Source organism: Rhodocista pekingensis, assembly GCF_042665545.1.
In the GTDB taxonomy this organism is placed as follows: Bacteria; Pseudomonadota; Alphaproteobacteria; order Azospirillales; family Azospirillaceae; genus Rhodocista; species Rhodocista pekingensis.
Map to the genome: position 1 here is coordinate 165,525 of NZ_JBHTCM010000010.1, position 21,271 is coordinate 186,795.

Annotated in this window: 23 protein-coding genes and 1 other RNA gene; 7 read left to right on the forward strand and 17 right to left on the reverse strand. The window is 71.2% G+C overall.

The features are described 5' to 3' along the window. Positions 1-41: 41 nt before the first annotated feature. From ACFQPS_RS08990 to ACFQPS_RS09060, 15 genes are all read right to left on the reverse strand, one after another. Positions 42-506 (reverse strand): ExbD/TolR family protein, encoded by a 465-nt coding sequence (locus ACFQPS_RS08990; protein WP_377358291.1) that lies wholly within the window; start codon positions 504-506, stop codon positions 42-44. Positions 507-510: 4 nt separating this feature from the next. Next, positions 511-1,245: a protein TolQ gene (gene tolQ, locus ACFQPS_RS08995; RefSeq protein WP_377358293.1), complete on the reverse strand. Its 735-nt coding sequence runs from the start codon at positions 1,243-1,245 to the stop codon at positions 511-513. A gap of 23 nt (positions 1,246-1,268) precedes the next feature. Next, positions 1,269-1,787, reverse strand: coding sequence for a YbgC/FadM family acyl-CoA thioesterase (locus ACFQPS_RS09000; protein ID WP_377358294.1), 519 nt, complete (start codon positions 1,785-1,787; stop codon positions 1,269-1,271). Further along, positions 1,780-2,868 (reverse strand): Holliday junction branch migration DNA helicase RuvB, encoded by a 1,089-nt coding sequence (gene ruvB / locus ACFQPS_RS09005; RefSeq protein WP_377358296.1) that lies wholly within the window; start codon positions 2,866-2,868, stop codon positions 1,780-1,782. The genes ACFQPS_RS09000 and ruvB overlap by 8 nt, the downstream gene beginning before the upstream one ends. Continuing rightward, on the reverse strand, positions 2,865-3,485 hold the full coding sequence (gene ruvA, locus ACFQPS_RS09010) for a Holliday junction branch migration protein RuvA (RefSeq protein ID WP_377358298.1): 621 nt from the start codon (positions 3,483-3,485) through the stop codon (positions 2,865-2,867). The genes ruvB and ruvA overlap by 4 nt, the downstream gene beginning before the upstream one ends. A gap of 109 nt (positions 3,486-3,594) precedes the next feature. Continuing rightward, the gene (gene ruvC, locus ACFQPS_RS09015) at positions 3,595-4,134 is read right to left on the reverse strand and encodes a crossover junction endodeoxyribonuclease RuvC (RefSeq protein ID WP_377358299.1); all 540 of its coding nucleotides are present in this window, start codon (positions 4,132-4,134) and stop codon (positions 3,595-3,597) included. An 18-nt stretch (positions 4,135-4,152) separates the two neighbouring features. Further along, the gene (locus ACFQPS_RS09020) at positions 4,153-4,905 is read right to left on the reverse strand and encodes a YebC/PmpR family DNA-binding transcriptional regulator (RefSeq protein ID WP_012566990.1); all 753 of its coding nucleotides are present in this window, start codon (positions 4,903-4,905) and stop codon (positions 4,153-4,155) included. Positions 4,906-5,049: 144 nt separating this feature from the next. Continuing rightward, positions 5,050-5,883: a TIGR00282 family metallophosphoesterase gene (locus tag ACFQPS_RS09025; protein ID WP_377358301.1), complete on the reverse strand. Its 834-nt coding sequence runs from the start codon at positions 5,881-5,883 to the stop codon at positions 5,050-5,052. A 3-nt stretch (positions 5,884-5,886) separates the two neighbouring features. Continuing rightward, on the reverse strand, positions 5,887-6,492 hold the full coding sequence (locus ACFQPS_RS09030) for a 5-formyltetrahydrofolate cyclo-ligase (RefSeq protein WP_377358303.1): 606 nt from the start codon (positions 6,490-6,492) through the stop codon (positions 5,887-5,889). Positions 6,493-6,616: 124 nt separating this feature from the next. Continuing rightward, positions 6,617-6,776: non-coding RNA, 6S RNA (gene ssrS / locus ACFQPS_RS09035), on the reverse strand. Between the two features lie 13 nt (positions 6,777-6,789). After that, entirely contained in the window at positions 6,790-7,146 is a 357-nt protein-coding gene (locus ACFQPS_RS09040; RefSeq protein ID WP_377358305.1) for a cell division protein ZapA, read from the reverse strand. 3 nt (positions 7,147-7,149) lie between these two features. Then, positions 7,150-7,410 (reverse strand): hypothetical protein, encoded by a 261-nt coding sequence (locus ACFQPS_RS09045; protein ID WP_377358307.1) that lies wholly within the window; start codon positions 7,408-7,410, stop codon positions 7,150-7,152. A gap of 108 nt (positions 7,411-7,518) precedes the next feature. Beyond that, positions 7,519-8,700, reverse strand: a complete 1,182-nt coding sequence (locus ACFQPS_RS09050; protein WP_377358309.1) for an ABC transporter permease — start codon at positions 8,698-8,700, stop codon at positions 7,519-7,521. Further along, on the reverse strand, positions 8,697-9,809 hold the full coding sequence (locus tag ACFQPS_RS09055) for an ABC transporter permease (protein ID WP_377358310.1): 1,113 nt from the start codon (positions 9,807-9,809) through the stop codon (positions 8,697-8,699). The genes ACFQPS_RS09050 and ACFQPS_RS09055 overlap by 4 nt, the downstream gene beginning before the upstream one ends. Beyond that, the gene (locus ACFQPS_RS09060) at positions 9,806-10,747 is read right to left on the reverse strand and encodes an ABC transporter ATP-binding protein (protein WP_377358312.1); all 942 of its coding nucleotides are present in this window, start codon (positions 10,745-10,747) and stop codon (positions 9,806-9,808) included. The genes ACFQPS_RS09055 and ACFQPS_RS09060 overlap by 4 nt, the downstream gene beginning before the upstream one ends. Positions 10,748-11,008: 261 nt before the next feature. On the opposite strand from ACFQPS_RS09060, the gene tkt reads away from it, so the two are divergent. The 3 genes from tkt to ACFQPS_RS09075 all read left to right on the forward strand — a co-directional run bounded on the left by tkt (position 11,009) and on the right by ACFQPS_RS09075 (position 14,543). Beyond that, on the forward strand, positions 11,009-13,039 hold the full coding sequence (gene tkt, locus ACFQPS_RS09065; RefSeq protein WP_377358314.1) for a transketolase: 2,031 nt from the start codon (positions 11,009-11,011) through the stop codon (positions 13,037-13,039). Between the two features lie 166 nt (positions 13,040-13,205). Beyond that, positions 13,206-14,219, forward strand: a complete 1,014-nt coding sequence (gene gap, locus ACFQPS_RS09070) for a type I glyceraldehyde-3-phosphate dehydrogenase (protein WP_377358316.1) — start codon at positions 13,206-13,208, stop codon at positions 14,217-14,219. A 90-nt stretch (positions 14,220-14,309) separates the two neighbouring features. After that, positions 14,310-14,543, forward strand: coding sequence for a DUF3126 family protein (locus ACFQPS_RS09075; RefSeq protein WP_377358318.1), 234 nt, complete (start codon positions 14,310-14,312; stop codon positions 14,541-14,543). Between the two features lie 90 nt (positions 14,544-14,633). On the opposite strand, the gene ACFQPS_RS09080 is transcribed toward ACFQPS_RS09075, so the two are convergent. Beyond that, positions 14,634-16,700, reverse strand: coding sequence for a S9 family peptidase (locus ACFQPS_RS09080; RefSeq protein WP_377358320.1), 2,067 nt, complete (start codon positions 16,698-16,700; stop codon positions 14,634-14,636). A gap of 191 nt (positions 16,701-16,891) precedes the next feature. Between ACFQPS_RS09080 and ACFQPS_RS09085 the strand changes: the two genes are divergently transcribed. The 3 genes from ACFQPS_RS09085 (at position 16,892) to thiE (ending at position 19,124) form a co-directional block, all read left to right on the forward strand. Next, positions 16,892-17,344 (forward strand): hypothetical protein, encoded by a 453-nt coding sequence (locus ACFQPS_RS09085; protein WP_377358322.1) that lies wholly within the window; start codon positions 16,892-16,894, stop codon positions 17,342-17,344. Positions 17,345-17,452: 108 nt separating this feature from the next. Further along, positions 17,453-18,382, forward strand: coding sequence for a class I fructose-bisphosphate aldolase (locus tag ACFQPS_RS09090; RefSeq protein ID WP_377358323.1), 930 nt, complete (start codon positions 17,453-17,455; stop codon positions 18,380-18,382). 118 nt (positions 18,383-18,500) lie between these two features. Next, entirely contained in the window at positions 18,501-19,124 is a 624-nt protein-coding gene (gene thiE, locus ACFQPS_RS09095; RefSeq protein ID WP_377358324.1) for a thiamine phosphate synthase, read from the forward strand. Here thiE and epmA read toward each other — a convergent pair. Then, on the reverse strand, positions 19,102-20,229 hold the full coding sequence (gene epmA, locus ACFQPS_RS09100) for an EF-P lysine aminoacylase EpmA (RefSeq protein ID WP_377358326.1): 1,128 nt from the start codon (positions 20,227-20,229) through the stop codon (positions 19,102-19,104). The two genes, thiE and epmA, sit on opposite strands and share 23 nt — an antisense overlap. A gap of 74 nt (positions 20,230-20,303) precedes the next feature. Between epmA and ACFQPS_RS09105 the strand changes: the two genes are divergently transcribed. Beyond that, on the forward strand, positions 20,304-21,266 hold the full coding sequence (locus ACFQPS_RS09105; protein WP_377358328.1) for a lipid II:glycine glycyltransferase FemX: 963 nt from the start codon (positions 20,304-20,306) through the stop codon (positions 21,264-21,266). The last annotated feature ends 5 nt before the right edge of the window (positions 21,267-21,271 follow it).

Genomic DNA, 21,271 nt, shown 5'->3' on the forward strand with positions numbered 1-21,271 from the left:
ATGGTGTCGGTTTCACCCCGGAATGACCGTGCAGGCGCGGATCAGCGGCTACGCCCATCCGACTCGATGACAAGCTTCGCCTCGGTCAGCCCGGCGCGCCGGGCCTCGCTCAGCACGTCGATGATGAGGGCGTACTGCGCCTTGCGGTCGCCGCGGACCAGGACCTTGCGGTCCGGGGTCTTTTCCGCGACCGCGATCAGGCGGGGCTGAAGCTCCTCCAGCGTGTAGTCGTCATTGTCGAACACCGCCTTGTCCTTGAGCGAGATGCGGCCGTCCGACGTGACCGTCAGCCAGAGCGGGTCCTCCTGCGTCTCCAGCGCCTGCGCGGCGCCCTTCGGCAGGTTCACGGGAATGCCCGCGGTCAGCAGCGGGGCGGCGACCATGAAGACGATCAGAAGAACCAGCATGACGTCCACGAAGGGCGTCACGTTGATCTCTGCCAAGGGACGGTAGGTACGGCGCCTGCCGCCGCGTCCGGGCTGCTTGCCGGAAAGGGACGCCCCCATTTCGTCAACCCCGCTCTTCCAGATGGCGTTGCAGGATCGCGGAAAATTCTGTCGTAAATGAGTCGAGACGGTCGCCGAAGCGGCCGATATCCGTCGAGAACTTGTTGTAGGCGATGACGGCGGGGATGGCCGCGACAAGGCCCAGCGCCGTGGCGAACAGCGCCTCGGCGATGCCGGGGGCGACCACGGCGAGCGAGGTGTTCTGCTGCGCCGCGATCGAGGTGAAGGCGTTCATGATGCCCCAGACCGTGCCGAACAGGCCGATGAAGGGCGCGGTCGAGCCGACCGAGGCCAGCACCGTCATGTAGCGCTCTGCCCCCGCCATCTCGCGCCCGATGGTCACGGACATGACCCGCTCGATGCGCTGGGCGAGGTTGGCGCGCATGGCGCCGGTCGCCAGCAGCCCGCGCTCGGAGGCATGGCGCCATTCCCGCATGCCGGCGGCGAAGGTCGCCGACAGCGGGTCGCCGGGGTTGGCCCCGACCTCGTCGTAGAGCTGGTCGAGCGAGCCGCCGGACCAGAACTGCTCCTCGAACTCGGTCGCCGCGGCCTTCATGCGGCGCAGCTTCACGGCCTTGTCGAAGATGATGGCCCAGCACCAGACGGAGGCGCCGACCAGCGCCAGCATCACGATCTTCACGATCCAGTCGGCGGCCAGGAACAGGCCGAGGATCGACAGCTCATGGGCAGGGGCCACGGCGCCGGCCATGGCGGCGGCTTGCAACTCGATGGGCGGCATGGGGGATCAGTCCTGACTTTGCCTCAAGGGGCGGGCCTCGCGAACAGGGTCTTCAGTGCCGTCCGCACGGCATTGGGTAACCGGGCGGGCCTTCCATTCTGGTTAATGCAGGCCAGCCGCAGGCGCACATGGACAAGCACGTCACCGTCCGCCGCGGGTCCCGCACTGCCGTCCGCGTAATCCGCGCCGGTGGCGAAAGTGCGGCGGATGATCTGCACCGCGTCCAGTGTCGCGCCGCCGATATCGGAAATCTCCGTATGCACTTCAAGCGCATCGTCCAGCCGCGCCGGGCGCAGATAGTCGATTTCGCAGCGCCGTACCGCGAACGCAACACCGGACTCCGCGACCATGGCCGCATGCGGCACGCCCAGCAGGCGCATCATCTCGGTACGGGCTCTTTCGCAGTAGCGAAGATAGGTTGCATGGTAGACGATGCCGCCGGCGTCCGTGTCCTCGTAGTAGACACGGCAGGGATAGACGTGGCGCATCCCCACCAGATGGCCCGTCGCCGGGCCACGGGGGGTTCCCGGACCGTCAGACATCCTCACCCTCCCCCTCCGGGTTCCCGCCGACGGGGCCCGCCCCGCCCAGCAGGTCGAGCTGGCGGGCCGGCGTGGCCGGCGGCGGCAGGCCCAGATAGCGGTAGCCGCTGTCGGTCAGGAGCCGGCCGCGCGGGGTGCGCTGCAACAGGCCCTGCTGGATCAGATAGGGCTCGATCGTCTCCTCCAGCACGTCGCGCTGCTCCCCCAGGGCAGCCCCCAGCGTCTCCACCCCGACCGGGCCGCCGCCGTAATTGTCCGCGATGCAGCGCAGATAGCGCCGGTCCATGGCGTCGAAGCCCAGCCGGTCCACCTCCAGACGGGTCAGCGCCCCGTCCGCGGCGGCGGCGTCCACCACCGCCAGCCCGGCGACGCCGCAGATGTCCCGCACCCGGCGCAGCAGCCGCCCGGCCACGCGCGGCGTCCCGCGGGAGCGGCGGGCGATCTCCAGGGCACCGTCGGCCGTCAGCTCCAGGCCCAGGATGCGGGCGCCGCGGGCGACGATGAGCTGCAACTCCTCCGGCTCATAGAACTGCATCCGGAGGGGGATGCCGAACCGCTCCCGCAAGGGGCGGGTGATCAGGCCGGAGCGCGTGGTGGCGCCCACCAGGGTGAAGGGCGGCAGGTCGATGCGCACGCTGCGCGCGGCCGGCCCCTCGCCGATGATGAGATCGAGCTGGAAGTCCTCCATCGCCGGATAGAGGATCTCCTCCACCGCCGGGGAGAGGCGGTGGATCTCGTCGATGAACAGCACGTCGTGCGGCTGGAGGTTCGTCAGCAGGGCCGCGAGGTCGCCGGCCTTGGCGATCACCGGGCCGCTGGTGGCGCGGAAGCCGACATTCAGCTCCTTGGCGACGATCTGGGCCAGGGTGGTCTTGCCCAGGCCCGGCGGCCCGAACAGGAGCACATGGTCCAGCGCCTCCTTGCGGCCGCGGGCCGCCTGGATGAAGACCGACAGGTTCTCGCGCACCTGCCGCTGGCCGATGAACTCCGCAAGGCTGAGCGGGCGGATCGACGCCTCCGCGGCGTCGCCGCCGATGCGGTCCTGCTCCACCAGCCGCTGCGGTCTGTCCGGCGGGCTCACGGGCTAAGCTCCTTCAGTCCGGCGCGGATCAGGTCCGACACCCCGGCCTCCGGCCCCAGCCGCTGGGCCACGGCATTGACGGCGGTGAAGGCTTCCACCCGCTTGTAGCCCAGATTGACCAGGGCGGACACGGCATCCGCCACGGCCCCCGCCGGGCCGGCGGGCGCTGCCGTCCCTTTGCCGGCGGTGGCAGCGGAAGGAGCCGGGGCGCCGAAGCTGGCGACCTTCTCCTTCAGTTCGTTCAGGATGCGGGCGGCCAGCTTCGGCCCGACCCCGTCGGCCTGGCAGAGGGAGGTCCGGTCCTGCGCGGCGATGCTGTTGGTCAGCTCGGCCGGGGACAGCGCCGACAGCAGGTTCAACGCCACCCGGGCGCCCACCCCCTGCACCGTCGTCAGCAGGCGGAACCAGTCCCGCTCCTCCGCATCGGCGAAGCCGAAGAGCTGGATGTTGTCCTCCGACACCCACATCTCGGTCAGCAGCGACACGGCTTCCCCCGGGGCGGCCAGACGGCGCAGGGTCCGGGCCGAGGCGGAGACGAGATAGCCCACCCCGCCCACATCCACGATGGCCCAGTCGAGCCCCGTGGAATCCAGCAGCCCCGTCAGCTTGGCGATCATGCCGCCCCTCCCTTCCATGGCAGGGCGAAGATGGGCCGGCAGGAACAGAACAGCAACAGATTTGCCGGCGGGCGCGGCTGCCGGCCACGTCGGTGACCTGCCGGCGGGATCATCGCCGGACCCCCAGCATCCCTTCCATGACACGCCGCTTGGTGCCGGCCGTGTGGGCGTGGCAGATGGCGACGGCGAGCGCGTCCGCCGCATCGGCGGAGGAGCGCTGGAAGCCCGGCAGCAGCATCCGGACCATGTGCTGCACCTGCTCCTTGTCGGCGTGGCCGGTGCCGACGACGGACTTCTTCACGATCATGGGCAGGTACTGCTCCACCACCAGACCGGCGCGGGCGCCGACCAGCAGGGCCACGCCGCGCGCCATGCCGAGCTTCAGCGTCGAATGCGGATTCTTGTTGGCGAGGGTCTCCTCGACCGCCACCTCGTCCGGGTGCCAGACGCCGATCACCTCGACAAGACCGTCGTGCAGCCGCTCCAGCCGCCGCGGCAGGTCCTGCTTCTCGTCGGTGTTGATGGTGCCGTCCGCGACATGGGTCAGGCGGCTGCCGGCCACGTCGATGACGCCCCAGCCCGTGTGCCGGAGCCCGGGGTCGAGCCCCAGGACCCGGATCGGGGCGGTGGCGCTGGGCGTGGCGGACATCGGCGCCCCACCCGGCCGTCAGCCGTTCAGCTTGTCGAGCAGGTCCTGGGGGATGTCGAAGTTCCCCAGCACCGTCTGGACGTCGTCATTGTCGTCCAGCATGTCCAGGAGCTTCATCAGGCTCTGGGCGGCGTCCTCGGCGGCGACCGGCACGGTGTTCTGCGGCTGCCAGGTCAGCTTGGCGCTCTCCGGCGGGCCGAAGCGGGTTTCCAGGGCGTCGCGCACCTCACCCAGGCTGTCCACGGCGGTGCTGATGTAGTGCCCGCCCTCGTCGGACTGCACATCGTCGGCGCCCGCCTCGATGGCGGCCTCCAGCACCGTGTCGGCATCAGCCACGGAGGCCGGATAGACCACCTGCCCGATGCGGTTGAACATGAAGCTGACGGAGTTCGTCTCGCCCAGGGTGCCGCCGAACTTGGTGAAGGCGGTCCGCACCTCGCTGGCGGTGCGGTTGCGGTTGTCGGTCAGCGCCTCCACGATCAGGGCGACGCCGCCGGGGCCGTAGCCCTCGTAGCGCACCTCCTCGTAGTTGGCACCGTCGGCGCCGGGCGTGCCCTGCTTGATCGCCCGCTCGATCCGGTCCTTCGGCATGTTCTCGGCCCGCGCCGCCTGGATCGCGGCGCGCAGGCGCGGGTTCGATGCCGGGTCCGGCAGGCCGGCCTTGGCCGAAACGGTGATTTCGCGGGCGAGCTTGTTGAACTTCTTGGCCCGCTTGGCGTCCTGCGCGCCCTTGCGGTGCATGATGTTCTTGAACTGGCTATGACCTGCCATGGCCCCGTGGCATCCCTAATGGAGTTATCGAACTGATATATGGATCGGCAAGGCGTGCTTGTACCATATCTGGTGGCGCATAGCACGCCTCCCGCCGCTTGTCTCGGGTCACTTCCGGGGGGCAGGACCCGGATTCGGGCGGTTTCAGGCCGCCGCGGACGGCATCGCCGGCTTCAGCCGGCCGCCCAGGCGCAACGGCTCCACCCGGGCGGCCAGCCCGGTGCGGTCGTCCGTCTCCACGAACAGGCCGCAGACGGTCACGGTGGCATCGTTCTCCGCCGGGGTGAAGCGCTCCCCCGGCAGCCGGCGCACCAGCTTGTGGATGGCCGCATCCTTCTTCATGCCGATGACGCTGTCATAGTCGCCGCACATGCCGGCATCGGTCTGGTAGGCGGTGCCGCCGTTCAGGATCTGGAGGTCCGCCGTGGGGACATGGCTGTGCGTGCCGACGACGAGGCTGACGCGGCCGTCCAGCACATGGCCCATGATCATCTTCTCCGACGTCGCCTCGCCGTGGAAGTCCAGGACGGCGGCATCCACCCCGCCCGGCCCCATGCGGTGGACGCGCAGCACCCGCTCCACCGCGGCGAAGGGATCGTCCAGCGGGTCCATGAAGACCCGGGCCATGGCATTCATCACCAGCACCTTGCGCCGGCGGTCCTTGCTGGGCAGCACGGCGAAGCCGCGGCCGGGCGTGCCTTCGGGATAGTTGATCGGGCGCAGCAGGTTCGGCATCCGGTCGATCTGGCTGACCAGCTCGCGCTGGTCCCAGACATGGTTGCCGGTGGTGATGCAGTCCACGCCGGCGGCGAAGAACTCCGCCGCGATCTTCTCGGTGATGCCGAAGCCGCCGGCCGCGTTCTCCCCGTTGGCGATCACGAAGTCGAGGGCGAGGTCCTTGAGCAGCGCCGGCAGGTGCCGCAGCACCCCCTCGCGCCCGCTGCGCCCCACGATGTCGCCAAGGAAGAGAATCCGCATGAACTAGTCCTTTCCGATCCTGATCGCGTCCCGGTCCGTCACCACCCAGTCGAGCGGCTGGTCCAGCCCGTCATGGGGCACGGCGGGAACCTCCTGCGCCGCATGGCCGATGCCGACCGCCGTCACCGGCCCCCCGGCCCGCAGCAGGGCGAGCGTGCGGTCGTAGAAACCGGCGCCGTAGCCCAGCCGCATCCCCGTCCGGTCGAAGGCCAGCAGCGGCACCAGCACCAGGGACGGCACCAGTTCCGGCGCCTCCGGCCCCGGCTCCTGCACCCCGAAGGGGCCCGGCCGCAGCGCCTGACCCGGCGCCCAGGCGCGGAAGCGCAGGGGCAGCCCCGGTCCCTGCATCACCGGCAGAGCCGGCCGGCCGCCGGTCCGCGTGACATGGTGCAGCAGCGGCCGCACGTCGATCTCGTCCCTCAGCGGCCAGTAGCCGGCGACGACGGCTCCCGCCGGCAGCGCCGGGAAGGCGGCGGCGAAGCAGGCCGCCAGCCGCTCGCCCGCGCCGGCCGGGTCCAGCCCGGCGCGCAGGCGCCGCGCCGCCGTCCGTGCCGCGGCCTTGGCCCGGCGCAGATCCTCCGGCGGAGCGGGGACGGCGGCATCGGTCATCGGGCAGAACACCGGGAAGCGGGGTCCATGGGGGCTGCGGCCATGGGAGCGGGAACCGGCTGTCGGGCACCAAGAAAAACGCCGCCTCCCGGCCACGGGGGGCGGCGTCGGAATCCGGGTTGGAAGGACAGCCGCGACGGCCGTTGGTATGTGCGTATCCTCCGCGGCCTGCATCAGCAGGTGGGCGCCGTGTGTCCGACACCAGGGTGTCGGCAGGGACAGCTCCCTAGAGGATGGGTATCGGCCCCGGGGATTATGCGACCTGACGCACCGCGCAGCCGCCTTCCGGGGGGTAATCTAGGCACGTTCGAGGCGGGCGGCAATGTCTTCGATGCGCTTTGCCAGGCTGTCCACCGCCGCGATGACGGTTTCATCCTCCTCGACCGCGCGGGGCGCGGGCGCGGGCGTGGACACCGGCACGGGCCGGCCGGTGCGCAGCGCCTGGGTTTCGGCCCGCAGGTCGAAGATCTCGTCCGCCAGCATCAGGCTGGCCAGCATCAGGAGCTGCGCCTCGCTGCTGCCGACGGAATCGGAGGCGATCTCCTTCAGGCGGGCATCGACATAGGCGCCCAGTTCGCGCAGCCGCTGTTCCTGCCCGTCCTCGCAGGCCAGCGCATAGCCGCGTCCGTTCAGCGTGATCTCCACGCGGGCCATCGGTCACTCCTCCAGCACGATGCGCAACCGGTCTATGGCGCCGTCCAGCCGCCCGGCCACGGCCTCGACCGTCTCGTTCGCCCGGCGCTCCCCCTCCAGCGCGGCGGCGAGGGCGCGGTTGATCTCCGCCACCTCCTCCTCGCTGAGGGCACGACCGTCGCCGTCACCGACGAGGGCCGCCCGCTCCAACCGGAAGGCGATGGCCTGATCCAGACGCCCGATGGCGCGGTCCAGACGGTCGAGGGCGGTCTTCAGGCGGTCCATGCTCGGCTGTGGCAGGTGCGCCGGCCGGCCCCGGCGCACGGAAAGGCGGTGTGTGCGTAGCAGCACAGTAGGGGGGGCCGGCCCCCGCCGTCAACGGGCGCCCCGACGTCAGCGCCGCGACCAGTCCGGCTCCAGCACGAAGCGCAGCCGGAACCAGGCCAGGGCGAACCCGGCCAGCGTCCAGACGGCGATGGCGGCGAGGCTCCACTCCAGCGGCTGCACACCGACGCGGCCGCTGAGCGCCACGTCGAACAGCTCGGTCAGCGGGCCGAGCGGATTCAGCAGGGTGAACAGGTCCGGCCCGTCCGTCGGATCGGCGCTCTTGCCCGCGGCATAGCCGAAATGGACCGAGGCCATCATGATGAGGACGATCAGCAGCGGTGCCGCCCCCTTCTCGTCATCCACCGGCTTGAAGGACAGGGCGGCATAGCCGATCGCCGTCAGCATCGCCGCGGCACCGATGGCGGCGGCCAGGGCCAGCAGCGGGTCGATGTTCGCCCCCTCCCCCGTCAGGACCAGGGCGATGAGCAGCAGCATGGACTGCGCCACGGCCAGAATCCCGACCGCGGTGGCATGGCTGACCATGACCAGCCCGCGGGAAACCGGGCTGACGGTGAAGAAGCGGAGCTGGCCCTTGCGTGTCTCCACCACGAAGGCGACGGCGCCGGTGGTGAAACAGAAGGCCGCGATGCCGATGGCGAGATAGAAGGCGGCGAAGCGCAGGATGCCGCTCTTGGTGCCCTGCGGCACCTCCACCACCCGGACATCGTAGCGCGCGCCCGGCGGCGGTCCCGCCGCGGCCGAAGTGCCCAGGGTATCGCCACCGAGGGCATCGCAGCCGAGGACATCGCCATGGAGCAGCAGGTCGCGCACCAGATCCGCCTGGTCGATCAGGCGCAGGGGCGAGCGCACCAGCACCGCCTGCCCGTCGGGAGCCGGCAGCACCAGCAGGTCCGCATCCTCCGCCGCCAGCGCGGCCTCCGCCTCCGCCAGGGGGGCGGTCCGCACCGTCATGCCGCCGAAGCGCCCGATGCGCGCCGCCGCCTCGGCCGCGGTCAGCCCCAGGCCGGGCAAGGCCGCGCCCGTGTCCGCCACCAGCACGGTGTAGCTGGTCCCGACCAGCTTCTGCGCGAAGCTGATGTCGCGGAACACGGTCGCCTTGTAGAAGACGATGAAGGCCAGCGCGACCAGCGGCGTGCTGATCAGCCCGTTGCGCACCTTGCGGTCGCGCAGCAGCGAGCGCAGGAAGGTCAGCACGAAGCGGGGAAAGAGACGCAGCGTGTGCATCATGCCCTGGCCTCCGCCAGCTTGGCGCGCCGACCCAGCAGGGTGATCCCGACCGCGGCCGCCACCGTCCAGCCGGTCAGCAGCAGCAGCGCCGTCCCGGCACCCATGGCCACCGTCTCCCCGCCCAGGGCCAGCCGGAACAGGTCATAGGCGGGGGTCACCGGGTTCACCCAGGCGACCGGCGCGATGGCCGGGATGGACAGCACGTTCCAGAACACGGGGCTGAGCAGCACCAGCGGCCAGATCGCGGCGCCGAAGGTCTCGGCACTGCCGCGGTAGGCCGGCAGCAGCAGGCCCAGGAAGGACCCGACCGCGCCGAAGACCACGGTCCCCAGCAGCACGACCGCGGCCAGGGCCGGAACGCTGGCGCCGGTCGGCAGACCGATGATGAGGTCCAGCAGCAGTGCCGTGTAGGCCGTTCCGCCCAGGGTGACCAGGATCCGCCCGAAGGCCAGCCCGGTCATGGCGAAGCCGGGCGTCACCGGCGTGATGCGCAGGAAGCCGGTCCAGCCGCCCAGCCGGTCATGGTGGATCTGCTGCACGGCCACGCTCAGGGTCAGCGCCAGCAGAAGGGTGAAGAAGGCGGCGACCGGCTGCACCGGCGTGCCGTCCTTCTCCGGCGCCGGCAGCGGGTCCAGCAGGATGCGGGCCGCGGACGGCGGGGATTCGATCACCCGCGCCAGGAAGGGCCAGAGGAAATAGGCGCCGTCACGGACCTGAAGCTCCAGCACCGTCGGCCCGTCGGGGGCGGGGGCGGGGGCGGAGGCGTCCGCGGGGGCCTTCCCGTCCGTCGGCGGGACGACAGGCGTCAGCACGGCGTCGAACTGGCTCTGCTCGAAGCGTCGCTGTGCCTCCCCGGCGGGGAGACGTCCGGCCACGATGTAGTCCATGCCGCGCAGCACCGGCCGCAGGTCCTTCGCGGCCGGGCCGACATCCGCCACCACCACCCGCGCGGCCGGCTGTTCCAGCACGGCATCGAGCGTGAAGGGCAGCAGCGCCAGCACGTAGAGCACCGGCAGGAGAACCTGCGCCACCGACCGCCAGGGCGAACCGAACCAGTCGAACAGGCCGACCCGGGCGAAACTGAGGAAGAGCAGCAGGCTGCGGATCATGCGTCGCGCAGCTCCCGGCCGGTCAGCTTCAGGAAGACGTCGCCCAGCGTGCTGCGCTCGACGGACAGGTTCTCGATGGCGAAGCCGTGCGCCACCTGCGCCGCCATCAGCGACGCCAGCAGCGGTTCCAGCCGGGGAGCCGCGAAGTGGACACGGCTACGGCCGGGCTGCGGCTCCAGGCTCTGGAAGCCCTCCACCCCGGCGAAGGTCTCCACCGGCGCCTGCGCCTCCGTCTCGAAGCTGACATGGGCGCCGGGGCAGTGTTCGTTCACCAGGGCCGCGGGGGTTCCCACGGCCAGCAGCCGCCCGTGGTCCACGATGGCGACGCGGGAGCAGAGCGCCTGCGCCTCCTCCATGCTGTGGGTGGTCAGCAGGGCGGCGCGGCCGGTCCCGGCCACCCGCTCCCGCACCATGTCCCAGAGCAGGGCACGGCCCTGCGGGTCCAGGTTGGCGGTCGGCTCGTCCAGGAACAGCAGGTCCGGGTTGCCGGCGATGGCCAGCGCCATGGCGAGGCGCTGCTTCTGCCCGCCGGACAGGCTGCCGACCTGGGCGTCCGTCTTCTCCGCCAGCCCGACGCGCTGGAGCAGCGCGGTGCCGTCCTGCGGCTCGGGATACATCAGACGGTAGAGCCGCATCAGTTCGCCCACTGTGGCGCGCTCCAGCAGCGCACTCGATTGCAGGACGATCCCGATGCGGGTGCGGACCGGTTGCAGACCCTTGGAGACGTCGCGGCCGAGCACCAGGGCGCGGCCACCGTCCGGGCGCCGCAACCCCTCCAGGATCTCCATGGTGGTGGTCTTGCCGGCACCGTTCGGACCCAGGAGGCCGACGACCTCCCCCGGTTCGACCCGGAAGCTCAGCCCCGCCACGGCCTGGGTCTTGCCGTAGCTCTTCCGGAGATCCTGGACCTCGATCATGCCGCCCCCGAAATTGTCCACACGTTTCGCTATCCGACGCGATCCCGGCTGTCAACCGTGGCGCGCGCGGCCATCGCACCGCAGCAAGGGGAAACCGGCTTGCCCTTGACGCGCCCGGCAGCGCTTGGGCATGGTCGCCCGTCGCGGGTCTTGCAGGCGCGGCAGTGCCCGGGTGCCGGACCCGCCGCGCATCTGTTGGTGTTCCAGGCCCGGCCATGGCCGGGTGCGCTCCCGCGTCCCTGAAGCCTGCGGCCCTGAAGCCCGCGTCCCGAAAGGCCCTTCATGCACCAGTCCGCTTCCAACGGGTCCGCCAACGGCGTCTTCTTCGACGGCATTCCCCATGCCGATCTGGCGAATGCCGTGCGTGCCCTGTCCATGGACGCGGTCGAGGCCGCGAAGTCGGGCCACCCGGGACTGCCGCTTGGCATGGCGGACGTGGCGACGGTGCTGTTCACCCGTTTCCTGAAGTTCGACGCGGCCCGGCCGCGCTGGCCCGACCGCGACCGCTTCGTGCTGTCCGCCGGGCACGGCTCGATGCTGCTCTATTCGCTGCTGCATCTGACCGGCCACGAGGACATGCCGCTGGAGGAGCTGAAGCGCTTCCGCCAGCTCGGCAGCCGCACGGCCGGCCATCCCGAATTCGGGCTGGCCGCCGGGATCGAGATGACCACCGGGCCCCTGGGCCAGGGCATCGCCACGGCCGTCGGCATGGCGCTGGCGGAGCGGATGCTGAACGCCCGCTTCGGCGACGATCTGGTGGACCACTACACCTATGTCATCGCCTCCGACGGCGATCTGATGGAGGGGGTGTCGCACGAGGCCGGATCGCTGGCCGGTCATCTGGACCTGTCGCGCCTGATCGTCCTCTGGGACGACAACAGGATCTGCATCGACGGGCCGACGGAGATGTCCTTCACGGACGACACGCTGGCCCGGTTCCGCGCCTATGGCTGGGACGTGCAGACGATCGACGGGCACGACGCGCACCAGATCGCCACGGCCATCGAGTATGCCCGCACCACGGACGCGCCGTCGCTGATCGCCTGCCGCACCGTGATCGGCTACGGCGCCCCGACCAAGGCCGGCACCTCGGCCAGCCACGGCTCGCCCCTGGGGGCGGCAGAGGTGGAGGGCGTGCGCAAGGCGCTGAACTGGCCGCACGCCCCGTTCGAGGTGCCCGAGCCGGTCCGCCGCGCCTGGCGCACCGCCGGCCGGCGCTGGGCCGATGCCGCCGACGCCTGGGAGGAGCGGCTGGCCATGACCGGGCACGAGCTGCGCGAGGCGTTCCGCCAGGCCATGGACGGCAGCCTGCCGGCCGAGGCCGACGCCATCATCGACCGGATCAAGCGGGAAGCATCGGAGACGCAGCCCTCTGTCGCCACCCGTCAGGCCTCCGGCACCGTGCTGGACGCGCTGGTTCCGGCGGTGCCGGAGCTGCTGGGCGGGTCCGCCGACCTGACCGGCTCGAACAACACCAAGGCGAAGAACGTCCCGATCGTCCGCAAGGGCAGCTACGGCGGCCGCTACCTGCATTACGGCGTGCGCGAGCACGGCATGGCCGCCGCCATGAACGGGCTGGCGCTGCATGGCGGCGTGATCCCCTTCGGCGGCACCTTCCTCACCTTCAGCGACTACTGCCGCCCCTCCATCCGCCTGTCGGCGCTGATGAAGCAGCGGGTCGTCTATGTCATGACCCATGACAGCATCGGCCTGGGCGAGGACGGCCCCACCCACCAGCCGGTGGAGCACATGGCGGCGCTGCGCTGCATCCCCAACCTGCTGGTCTTCCGCCCGGCGGATGCGGTGGAGACGGCGGAGGTCTGGCAGATCGCGCTGCACCAGAAGGCGCGCCCGTCGGTGCTGGCGCTCACCCGCCAGAATCTGCCCACCCTGCGCACCGTCCACCAGTCGGAGAACCTCTCCGCCCGCGGCGCCTATGTGCTGCGCGAGGCGACGGGCGAGCGGCAGGTGACGCTGCTGGCCACGGGGTCGGAGGTCGCCATCGCCGTGGCGGCGCGCGACCTGCTGGAGGCGGACGGCATCGGCACGGCCGTCGTATCCATGCCGAGCTGGGAACTGTTCGAGGAACAGCCGGCGGACTACCGCGCCGGCGTGCTGGGCAGCGGCGTGCGCGTGGCCGTGGAGGCCATGGTACGCTTCGGCTGGGACCGCTGGACGGGGGCCGCGGACGGCACCCCGGGGGCCTTCGTGGGCATGCCCGGATTCGGCGAGTCCGGCCCCTACCAGGAGCTGTACCGTCATTTCGGGATCACGCCGGAGGGGGTCGCGGCCGCGGCCCGGGCACGGCTCTAGGGTTCCGCGGGCAGGTCCCCGGGCCGCTGCCGGCCGTGCGCCAGACGCATGGCCGACCACGCCGGGGGCATACTTGCGTATCGCGCCGGGGGACGCTGGACTGCCCCCGGACCGTCTCAAAAAAGGCCGCCGGGGGGCGGCCGCCATGCAAACTCGGAGGAAGGCTATGGCAGTCAAGGTTGCGATCAACGGGTTCGGCCGCATCGGCCGTCTGGTTCTGCGGGCCATCTACGAGAGCGGCCGCACCGACGTGGAGGTCGTCGCCATCAACGACCTCGCCGACGTGAAGACCAATGCCCACCTGCTGAAGTACGACAGCGTGCATGGCCGCTTCCCCGGCACCGTCGAGGTGGACGCCGAGGGCCAGAAGCTGGTCGTCAACGGCCACGCCATCCCCTGCTTCCAGCAGCGCGACCCGGCCCAGCTCCCCTGGGGCGACCTGGGCGTCGAGGTGGCGATGGAGTGCTCCGGCATCTTCACCAAGCGCGACGATGCCGCCAAGCATCTGGCCGCCGGCGCGAAGAAGGTGCTGATCTCCGCCCCGGCGACGGATGAGGACATCACCGTCGTCTACGGCGTGAACCACCAGAAGCTCACGGCCGAGCACAGGATCGTCTCCAACGCGAGCTGCACGACGAACTGCCTCGCCCCGGTCGCCTATGTGCTGAACAACGCCATCGGCATCGACCATGGCTTCATGACCACGATCCACAGCTACACCGGCGACCAGCGGACCGTGGACACGATGCACAAGGACCTGCATCGCGCCCGCGCCGCCGCGCTGAACATCATCCCGACCTCGACCGGCGCCGCCAAGGCGGTGGGCAAGGTGCTGCCGGAGCTGAAGGGCAAGCTGGACGGCACCGCCATCCGCGTGCCGACTCCGAACGTCTCGGTCGTGGACTTCAAGTTCGTGGCGAAGCGCGCGACCTCCAAGGAGGAGATCGCCTCCCTGATCCAGGACGCCGCCAAGGGCCCGCTGAAGGGCATCCTGGGCTGCTATACCGAGGATCTGGTGTCCACGGACTTCAATCACGACCCGCACAGCTCCATCTTTGCGCTGAACGAGACCAAGGTCATTGAAGGCACCTTCGTGCGCATCATGACCTGGTACGACAACGAGTGGGGCTTCTCCAACCGCATGAGCGACACCGCCGTGGCCATGGCCAAGGCCGGCTGATCCCCACGCGGTCACCGAACCTGGAGAAGGGCGCCGTCGCCGTGCGGCGCCCTTCCGTTTTCCGGACACGGCAGCATCAGGACAGAACGCATGACCCCGAACGAGATCGCCCGCCTCCAGGCCTATCTGCGCAAGACCTTCGGCAACGACCGGCTGACCGTGATGGCCCCGGCCAAGAAGGGCCAGCCGGTGGAGGTGATGCTGGGCGAGGAGTTCATCGGCACCCTCTACCGCGACGAGGACGAGGGCGACGTCTCCTACAATTTCAACATGAGCATCCTGTCCGAGGACCTGCCCAACGTGGCCCCGGCCAAGGGAAAGTAAGTCCGGGACTGCTCGCCGGGGCGGCCGCGGCCGGTCCGGCCGGCGGTCCTGCCGCCGGCCTTCGCCTGTTGACCGTGTCCCGGCTGGCCGTCACCGCGCCGGCTGCGTGCCGGGTCCGGCGGACCCGCCGGCCGGCGGCGCGTAGTTCCTTACCCAGTCCTGCACCTGCTGATACCAGAAGACCGAGTTCTGGGGCTTCAGGACCCAGTGGTTCTCGTTCGGGTAGTAGATGAAGCGGGACGGTACGCCACGCCGCTGCAAGGTGTGGAACAGCTCGATGCCCTGGTTCACCGGCACCCGGTAGTCGAGCTGGCCGTGGATCACCAGCGTCGGGGTCCTGAAGTTCCCCGCCGCCATGTGCGGCGAATAGCGCTGGAACTCCGCCGGATCGTCCCAGTGCTCGCCGAAGCGGTCCAGCGAGCCGCCGCCGTCCCCGCCCTCCTGCGTGTAGCTGTTGTAGACCGCGGCGTGCGCGATCAGCGCCTTGAACGGGTGCTCGCGCCCCAGCAGCACGGTGGCGAGGAACCCGCCGTAGCTGCCGCCGCCGGCCACCATGCGCGTGCGGTCCGCCCAGGGCTGCGCCGCCAGCCAGTCCGCGGCCTTGATCGTGTCCTGGTAGGGCTTGTCGATGCGGTCGGGATTGATGCTGTCGGTGAAGGCCTCGCCGAAGCCGCTGGAGCCGTGGAAATTGTGCCAGGCCACGACATAGCCCCAGCCGGCGAAGACCTGCGCGTTCCAGCGCCACTGCCAGGTGTCGGTGACCGCGTTGTGCGGGCCGCCGTGCAGCAGCAGGAAGACGGGATAGGTCTTCGTCGGGTCGAAGCCGGGCGGCTTGATCACCCACATCTGGATGTCGTCGCCGCCGGCCCCCTTGTAGCTCACGCTCTCCACCGTACCCATCGCCGTGCGGCCCAGCAGGTCGTCGTTGAAGCCGGTGAGCGTGGTCGCGTCCCCGCTGCGGGGATCGACCCGGACCAGCGTCGGCGGTTCGCTGAAGGACTGCCGCAGCGCCACCAGGACCGCCGGCTTGCCGGCCATCCCCAGTTCGGCGAAATCGCTGCCGCCGGTGACCGGCTGCGGCGCCCCGCCGTCCGCCATGAAGCGGTAGATGCGCCGGGTGGCGGCATCGTCGATGGCGCCGTAGAGCGCCTTGGAATCCGGCGCCCAGACGATCCCGGAGGCCGACCGGTCCCAGTTCTCCGTCAGGCCGCGGGTCTTCCCGGCACGGCGGTCGTACAGCATCAGCTTCGCATTGGCGCCGTAGAAGCCGTAGACGCGCTGCTGCTGGAAGGCGAGCCAGCGCCCGTCCGGCGAATAGAGCGGCGAGCCGTCGGAGCCGTCGCGGTTGTCGGCCGTCAGGTTGCGCGGGGCGCTGCCGTCGATGCCGGCGACGAAGAGGTCCACGTTCGGCCGCGTGCCGGTCGGGTCCACGTCCACGGCGAAGGCGATTTCCGTCCCGTCGGGGGAGATGTCGTAGGGCACGGGTCCGGGGTCGCGGAAGGCCACGGCCTTGCCGGTCGGCCGCGTCACCGCCACCGGCGCGCCGCCATCGAGCGCGGCGATGTAGACGTGCGCCTCCCGGTCGTCCAGCCAGTGGTCCCAGAACATGAGCGGCGGCCTGTCCCAGACCTTGGCGCTCATCTTCGAAGAGTCGCGCTCGGCGAGGCGCTTGCCCTGTTGCTGCCAGTCGTCGAGATCCGTCCAGACCCGGGTCAGGAAGGCGATGCGCCGGCTGTCCGGCAGCCAGCGCGGCAGCCGCACCCCGGTGGGCACCTCCGTCACCCGCCGCGCCTCGCCGCCGGCGACGGGCAGCACGTAAAGCTGCGCCGCCTTGTCGCCGTCGCGCCTGGCGACGAAGGCGATCCAGCGTCCGTCAGGGCTCCACTGCGGCTCGCTCTCGGCCGCCGGGTCGCTGGTCAATTGCCGGGCTTCCCCGCCCGCCGTGGGAACCAGCCAGAGATCGACGTCGCGCCCGTCCGTCGCGGTGTCGTAGGCGGTGACCGGAACGACCGCGGACCGGCCGTCGGGCGAAAGCGCGGGTGTGCCGATGCGCTTGAGCTGCCACATCGCCTCCGCCGTCAGCGGCGCGCGCTCCGCCGCCGCCGCCGGAACGGCCAGCAGCGCGGCCGCCGCCAGGGCCAGACAGGTTCTTCTCATTCTTGCTCCCCGTTCGTGTGGACTGGTCCGTTCCGATAGTGCCACTTCCGGGGTAGCGTGAAAGGACCGATCCGGGCCGCGGCGACGGGTCCATCCGTCGCGCCCCGCCCCCGGCCCGATCTGCGGTTGCGGCGCCACGGCCCAGGGTGGTAGGCGGACGGGGGTCCAGGAACGACGGGAGGACGGCACGGATGACCCGCCCGGTGCGCATCCGCGGCATCGAGGACGCACGGCTGGTCCTGGGCGTGGCCCGGGACTGCGGGCGCGCGGTCGTGCTGGTCTCCCCCGCCGGGGCCGCGGGCTATCTCGGCGGCGGCTGGTGGGCGGCGCTCACGGCGCTGCTGCGGGACGAGTTTCCCGGGACGGAGGTCACGGCGGTGCTGGACTGCGCCGACGACCCCGGCCATGTGCTGGCGGCCCTGCGCGCCGGCTGCACCGAGCTGTCCTTCGCCGGACCGCCGGAGGTGGCGGCGAAGCTGGCCGACATCGCGGCGCAGCATGGCGCCCGCCTGCACCCGCCGGCCACGGACACCGTCGAACCCTGGCGGGAGTCCCGGCCGCGGGCCGCGCTGCGCGCGCTCCTGGCCGCCTTCGCCGAGCCCACACCCCCGGGAACCAGCCCCCCCGGAACCGCCGGGCGGTAAGGCGGATGGTTGCGTTGCAATGCGCAGGGGCGTGGGCTATCTAGCCGCCGGTAATGCCCGAGAGGGCCGGACCCCGCACATCCCCGGCAACTAGGCAGGAAAACCGTCATGAAGCTGACCCGGCGCGTCAAGGAAATCCTCTCCTGGTACGAGAGCGACAATCCCGGCACCAAGGCCAATCTGGCCCGCATCCTGATGGAGGGGCGGCTGGGCGGCAGCGGCAAGCTGGTGATCCTGCCGGTCGATCAGGGCTTCGAGCACGGCCCCGCGCGCAGCTTCGGCGTCAACCCGCCGGCCTACGATCCGCACTACCATTTCCAGCTCGCCATCGACGCCGGCCTGTCGGCCTATGCCGCGCCGCTCGGCCCGCTGGAGGCCGGGGCCGGCACCTTCGCCGGCTCCATCCCGCTGATCCTGAAGATGAACAGCTCCAACAGCCTGTCCCGGCTGAAGGAGGGTGCGGACCAGGCGGTGACCGCCAGCATCGACGACGCCCTGCGCCTGGGCTGCTCGGCCATCGGCTTCACCATCTATCCCGGCTCCGACGCCATGTTCGGGCAGTTCGAGGAAATCCGCGAGCTGTCGCGCGAGGCGAAGTCCAAGGGTCTGGCGACCGTGATCTGGTCCTACCCGCGCGGCGGCGAGATCACCAAGAAGGGCGAGCTGGCGCTGGACATCGACGCCTACGCCGCCCACATGGCCGCCCTGCTGGGCGCCCACATCATCAAGGTCAAGCTGCCGACCGCCGACCTGGAGCAGGAAGAGGCGCGCAGGATCTACGAGCAGACGAAGGTTCCGCGCGACACCCTGACCGAGCGCGTGAAGCACATCATGCAGGCGTCCTTCAACGGCCGCCGCATCGTCGTCTTCTCCGGCGGCGCGCACAAGGGCGAGGACGCGATCTTCGAGGATGCCCGTGCCATCCGCGACGGCGGCGGCAACGGCTCCATCATCGGCCGCAACGCCTTCCAGCGCCCGCGTGAAGAGGCCCTGGCCCTGCTGGACAGGCTGGTCCGCATCTACCAGGGCAAGGAATAAGTCCCCTGCCCGGGGCGGTCTTCCGGGACCGCCCGTTCGGCGCTATCGTCGGCCCCGGCGGGCATCTGCCCCCGGGGCCGCTTCCTTTCCGGCGGCCCGCCGCCCTTTCCGGACTGCCATGACCGACTGCCGCCTGTACCTGATCACCCCGCCCGCGTTCGACCCGCAGGACTTCGCCCCGACGCTGGCCGCGGCCCTGGATGCCGGCGATGTCGCCTGCGTGCAGCTCCGTCTCAAGGATGCACCCGACGAGGCGATCCTGCGGGCGGTGGACGTGCTGCGGCCGCTGGTGCAGGCCCGCGACGTGGCCTTCATCCTGAACGACCGGCCGGATCTGGCCGCGCGCTCGGGCTGCGACGGGGTGCATGTCGGGCAGGAGGACATGCCCTACCGCGAGGCGCGGCGGCTGGTCGGGGCCGATGCCATCGTCGGCGTGACCTGCCATGACAGCCGCCACCTGGCCATGGTGGCCGGCGAGGAAGGGGCGGACTATGTCGCCTTCGGCGCCTTCTTCCCGACCGGAACCAAGGTGCCGAAGACCACGGCCGATCCGGAAATCCTGACCTGGTGGCAGGAGATGATGGAGGTGCCGTGCGTCGCCATCGGCGGCATCACGGTGGAGACCGCCCCCCTGCTGGTCCAGGCCGGGGCCGACTTCCTGGCCGTCTGCGGCGGTGTCTGGAACCACCCCGCCGGTCCCGCCGCCGCGGTGGCCGACTTCAACCGCGTGATGCGGGGCTGACGCCGCGTGACGCCGGGCTGACGGCGGGCGCCGCCACCGGCGCCCAGAGCACGTCCTCGATCCGCGCCGCCCCGGTGGCGAGCATCACCAGCCGGTCGAAGCCCAGCGCGATACCCGCGCTCTCCGGCATCAGGGCCAGGGCGTCGAGGAACTCCTCGTCCAGGGGATAGCGTTCGCCGTACAGGCGCTGCTTCTCCGCCATGTCCGCCTCGAACCGGGCGCGCTGCACGGCGGGATCGGTCAGCTCCCCGAAGGCGTTCGCCAGCTCGACGCCGCAGGCATACAGCTCGAACCGCTCCGCCACCCGTGGGTCGCCCGGCTTGGCCCGCGCCAGCGCCGCCATGGACACCGGATAGTCGGCCAGGAAGGTCGGCCGGCCGTAGCCGAGACGGGGCTCGATCCGCTCCAGGCTGATGCGGAAGAACAGGTCCTCCCAGGTGTCGCCCGGCGCGGTGCGGATGCCGATGCGCGCCGCCTCCGCCGCCAGCAGCGCGGGATCGGGCCGCAGCGGGTCGGGGGCGGTCGCCAGCAGGTCCACGTCGGCATAGCGCCGGAAGGCGTCGGCAACGGTCAGCACCTCCCACGCTCCGAAGGGGTCGCACGTCGCCTCCCCCCGGCGCAGGAGGTCCGTCCCCGCGGCGCGGCAGGCGGCCCGCACCAGCGCCTCGCAGTCGCGCATCAGGTCGGTGTAGCCCGCCCCGGCGCGATACCATTCCAGCATGCTGAATTCGGGGTGGTGGGTCGCCGACCGCTCCCCGTTGCGGAAGACATGGGCGAGCTGGAACAGCCGCGGCAGCCCCGCCGCCAGCAGCTTCTTCATGGCGAATTCGGGGGAGGTGTGCAGATGCAGCACCCGGCGGTCATCGGGGTGCGGGCCCCGGAGTTCCGTCGAGAAGGCCTGGAGATGCACCTCCAGCCCCGGCGAAACCTGGAGCGCCGGCGTCTCCACCTCGGCGAAGTCCTCCGCCTCGAACCAGGCGCGCACGGCCCGCGTGATGCGGCCCCGCGCCGCGAGCGCGGCGCTGCGGCGGGCGAAGGCGTCGGGATGCCACCAGGGCAGGGAGGACGGCAGCACGGAGGGCGGAAGCGGCGGCAGGGACGTCATGGCGCAGGGGCTGGCGGCGGGAGACTGCGCGCACCATACTGGACTTCGCTTGCCGAGGGGAATGGGCGCACACCGTGGGGTCAGACACGCTTCCGACGCTCCGCATCCTGTGGGACGTCGGCCGCATCAGTGAATGGTACAGCGCCCTGGCGGAGGTGCCGTGCAGCACCCTGACCCAGTGCTTCGGCTATGCCCAGGCCATGGCGACGGTGGAGAAGTGGAAGCCCCGCCTGGGCCTGATCGAGCTGGCCGACCGGCCGGTCGGGCTGGTCGTCGTGATGGAGAAGCGGATGATGGGGCTGGTGCGCGTCGTGCGCGTCCACCGCGGGCCCCTGATCCGGCCGGAGGCGGCGAAGCCGGCCGTCGTGGCGCAGGTGCTGAAGCTGCTGCGCGAGGCCTATCCCTCCGGCCCGACGCGCTGGACCGCCATCGTGCCCGAACTCCCCGCGACGGAGGAGAATGCCGCCATCCTGCGCTGGGCCGGGTTCCGCCGGATGGACGGCCCCGGCTACCGCACCCTCTGGCTGGATCTGACGCAGGACGAGGCCACGCTGCGCCGGCGCATGGCGCAGCCCTGGCGCAACGCCCTGAACAAGGCCGAACGCTCCGGCCTGACGGTGGAAGTGGACCGCACGGGCGCCCTGCTGCCCTGGCTCCTGGAGGAATATGCCCGCGACAAGGCGGCCAAGGGCTACCGCGGCGCCTCGGCCCCGCTGCTGACCCGGATGCGCACGGGCATGCACAAGGACGGCGACGTGCTGATCCTGCGCGCCCTGCTGGACGGGGCGCCCGTGACCGGCATCCTGGTCTTCGGCCATGGCCGGGCCGCCACCTACCAGGTCGGCTGGAACGGCCCGGAGGGGCGCCGCCGCAACGCCAACAACCTGCTGCTCTGGCGCGCGGTGCAGGAGCTGAAGGCGCAGGGGCGCCTGCGCTTCGACCTGGGCGGCATCCTGCCGGATCAGGCGCCGGGCGTGACCGCCTTCAAGCGCGGCCTGGGCGGCGAGGAGGTCGAACTGGTGGGCGCCTGGGCCTGAACGGC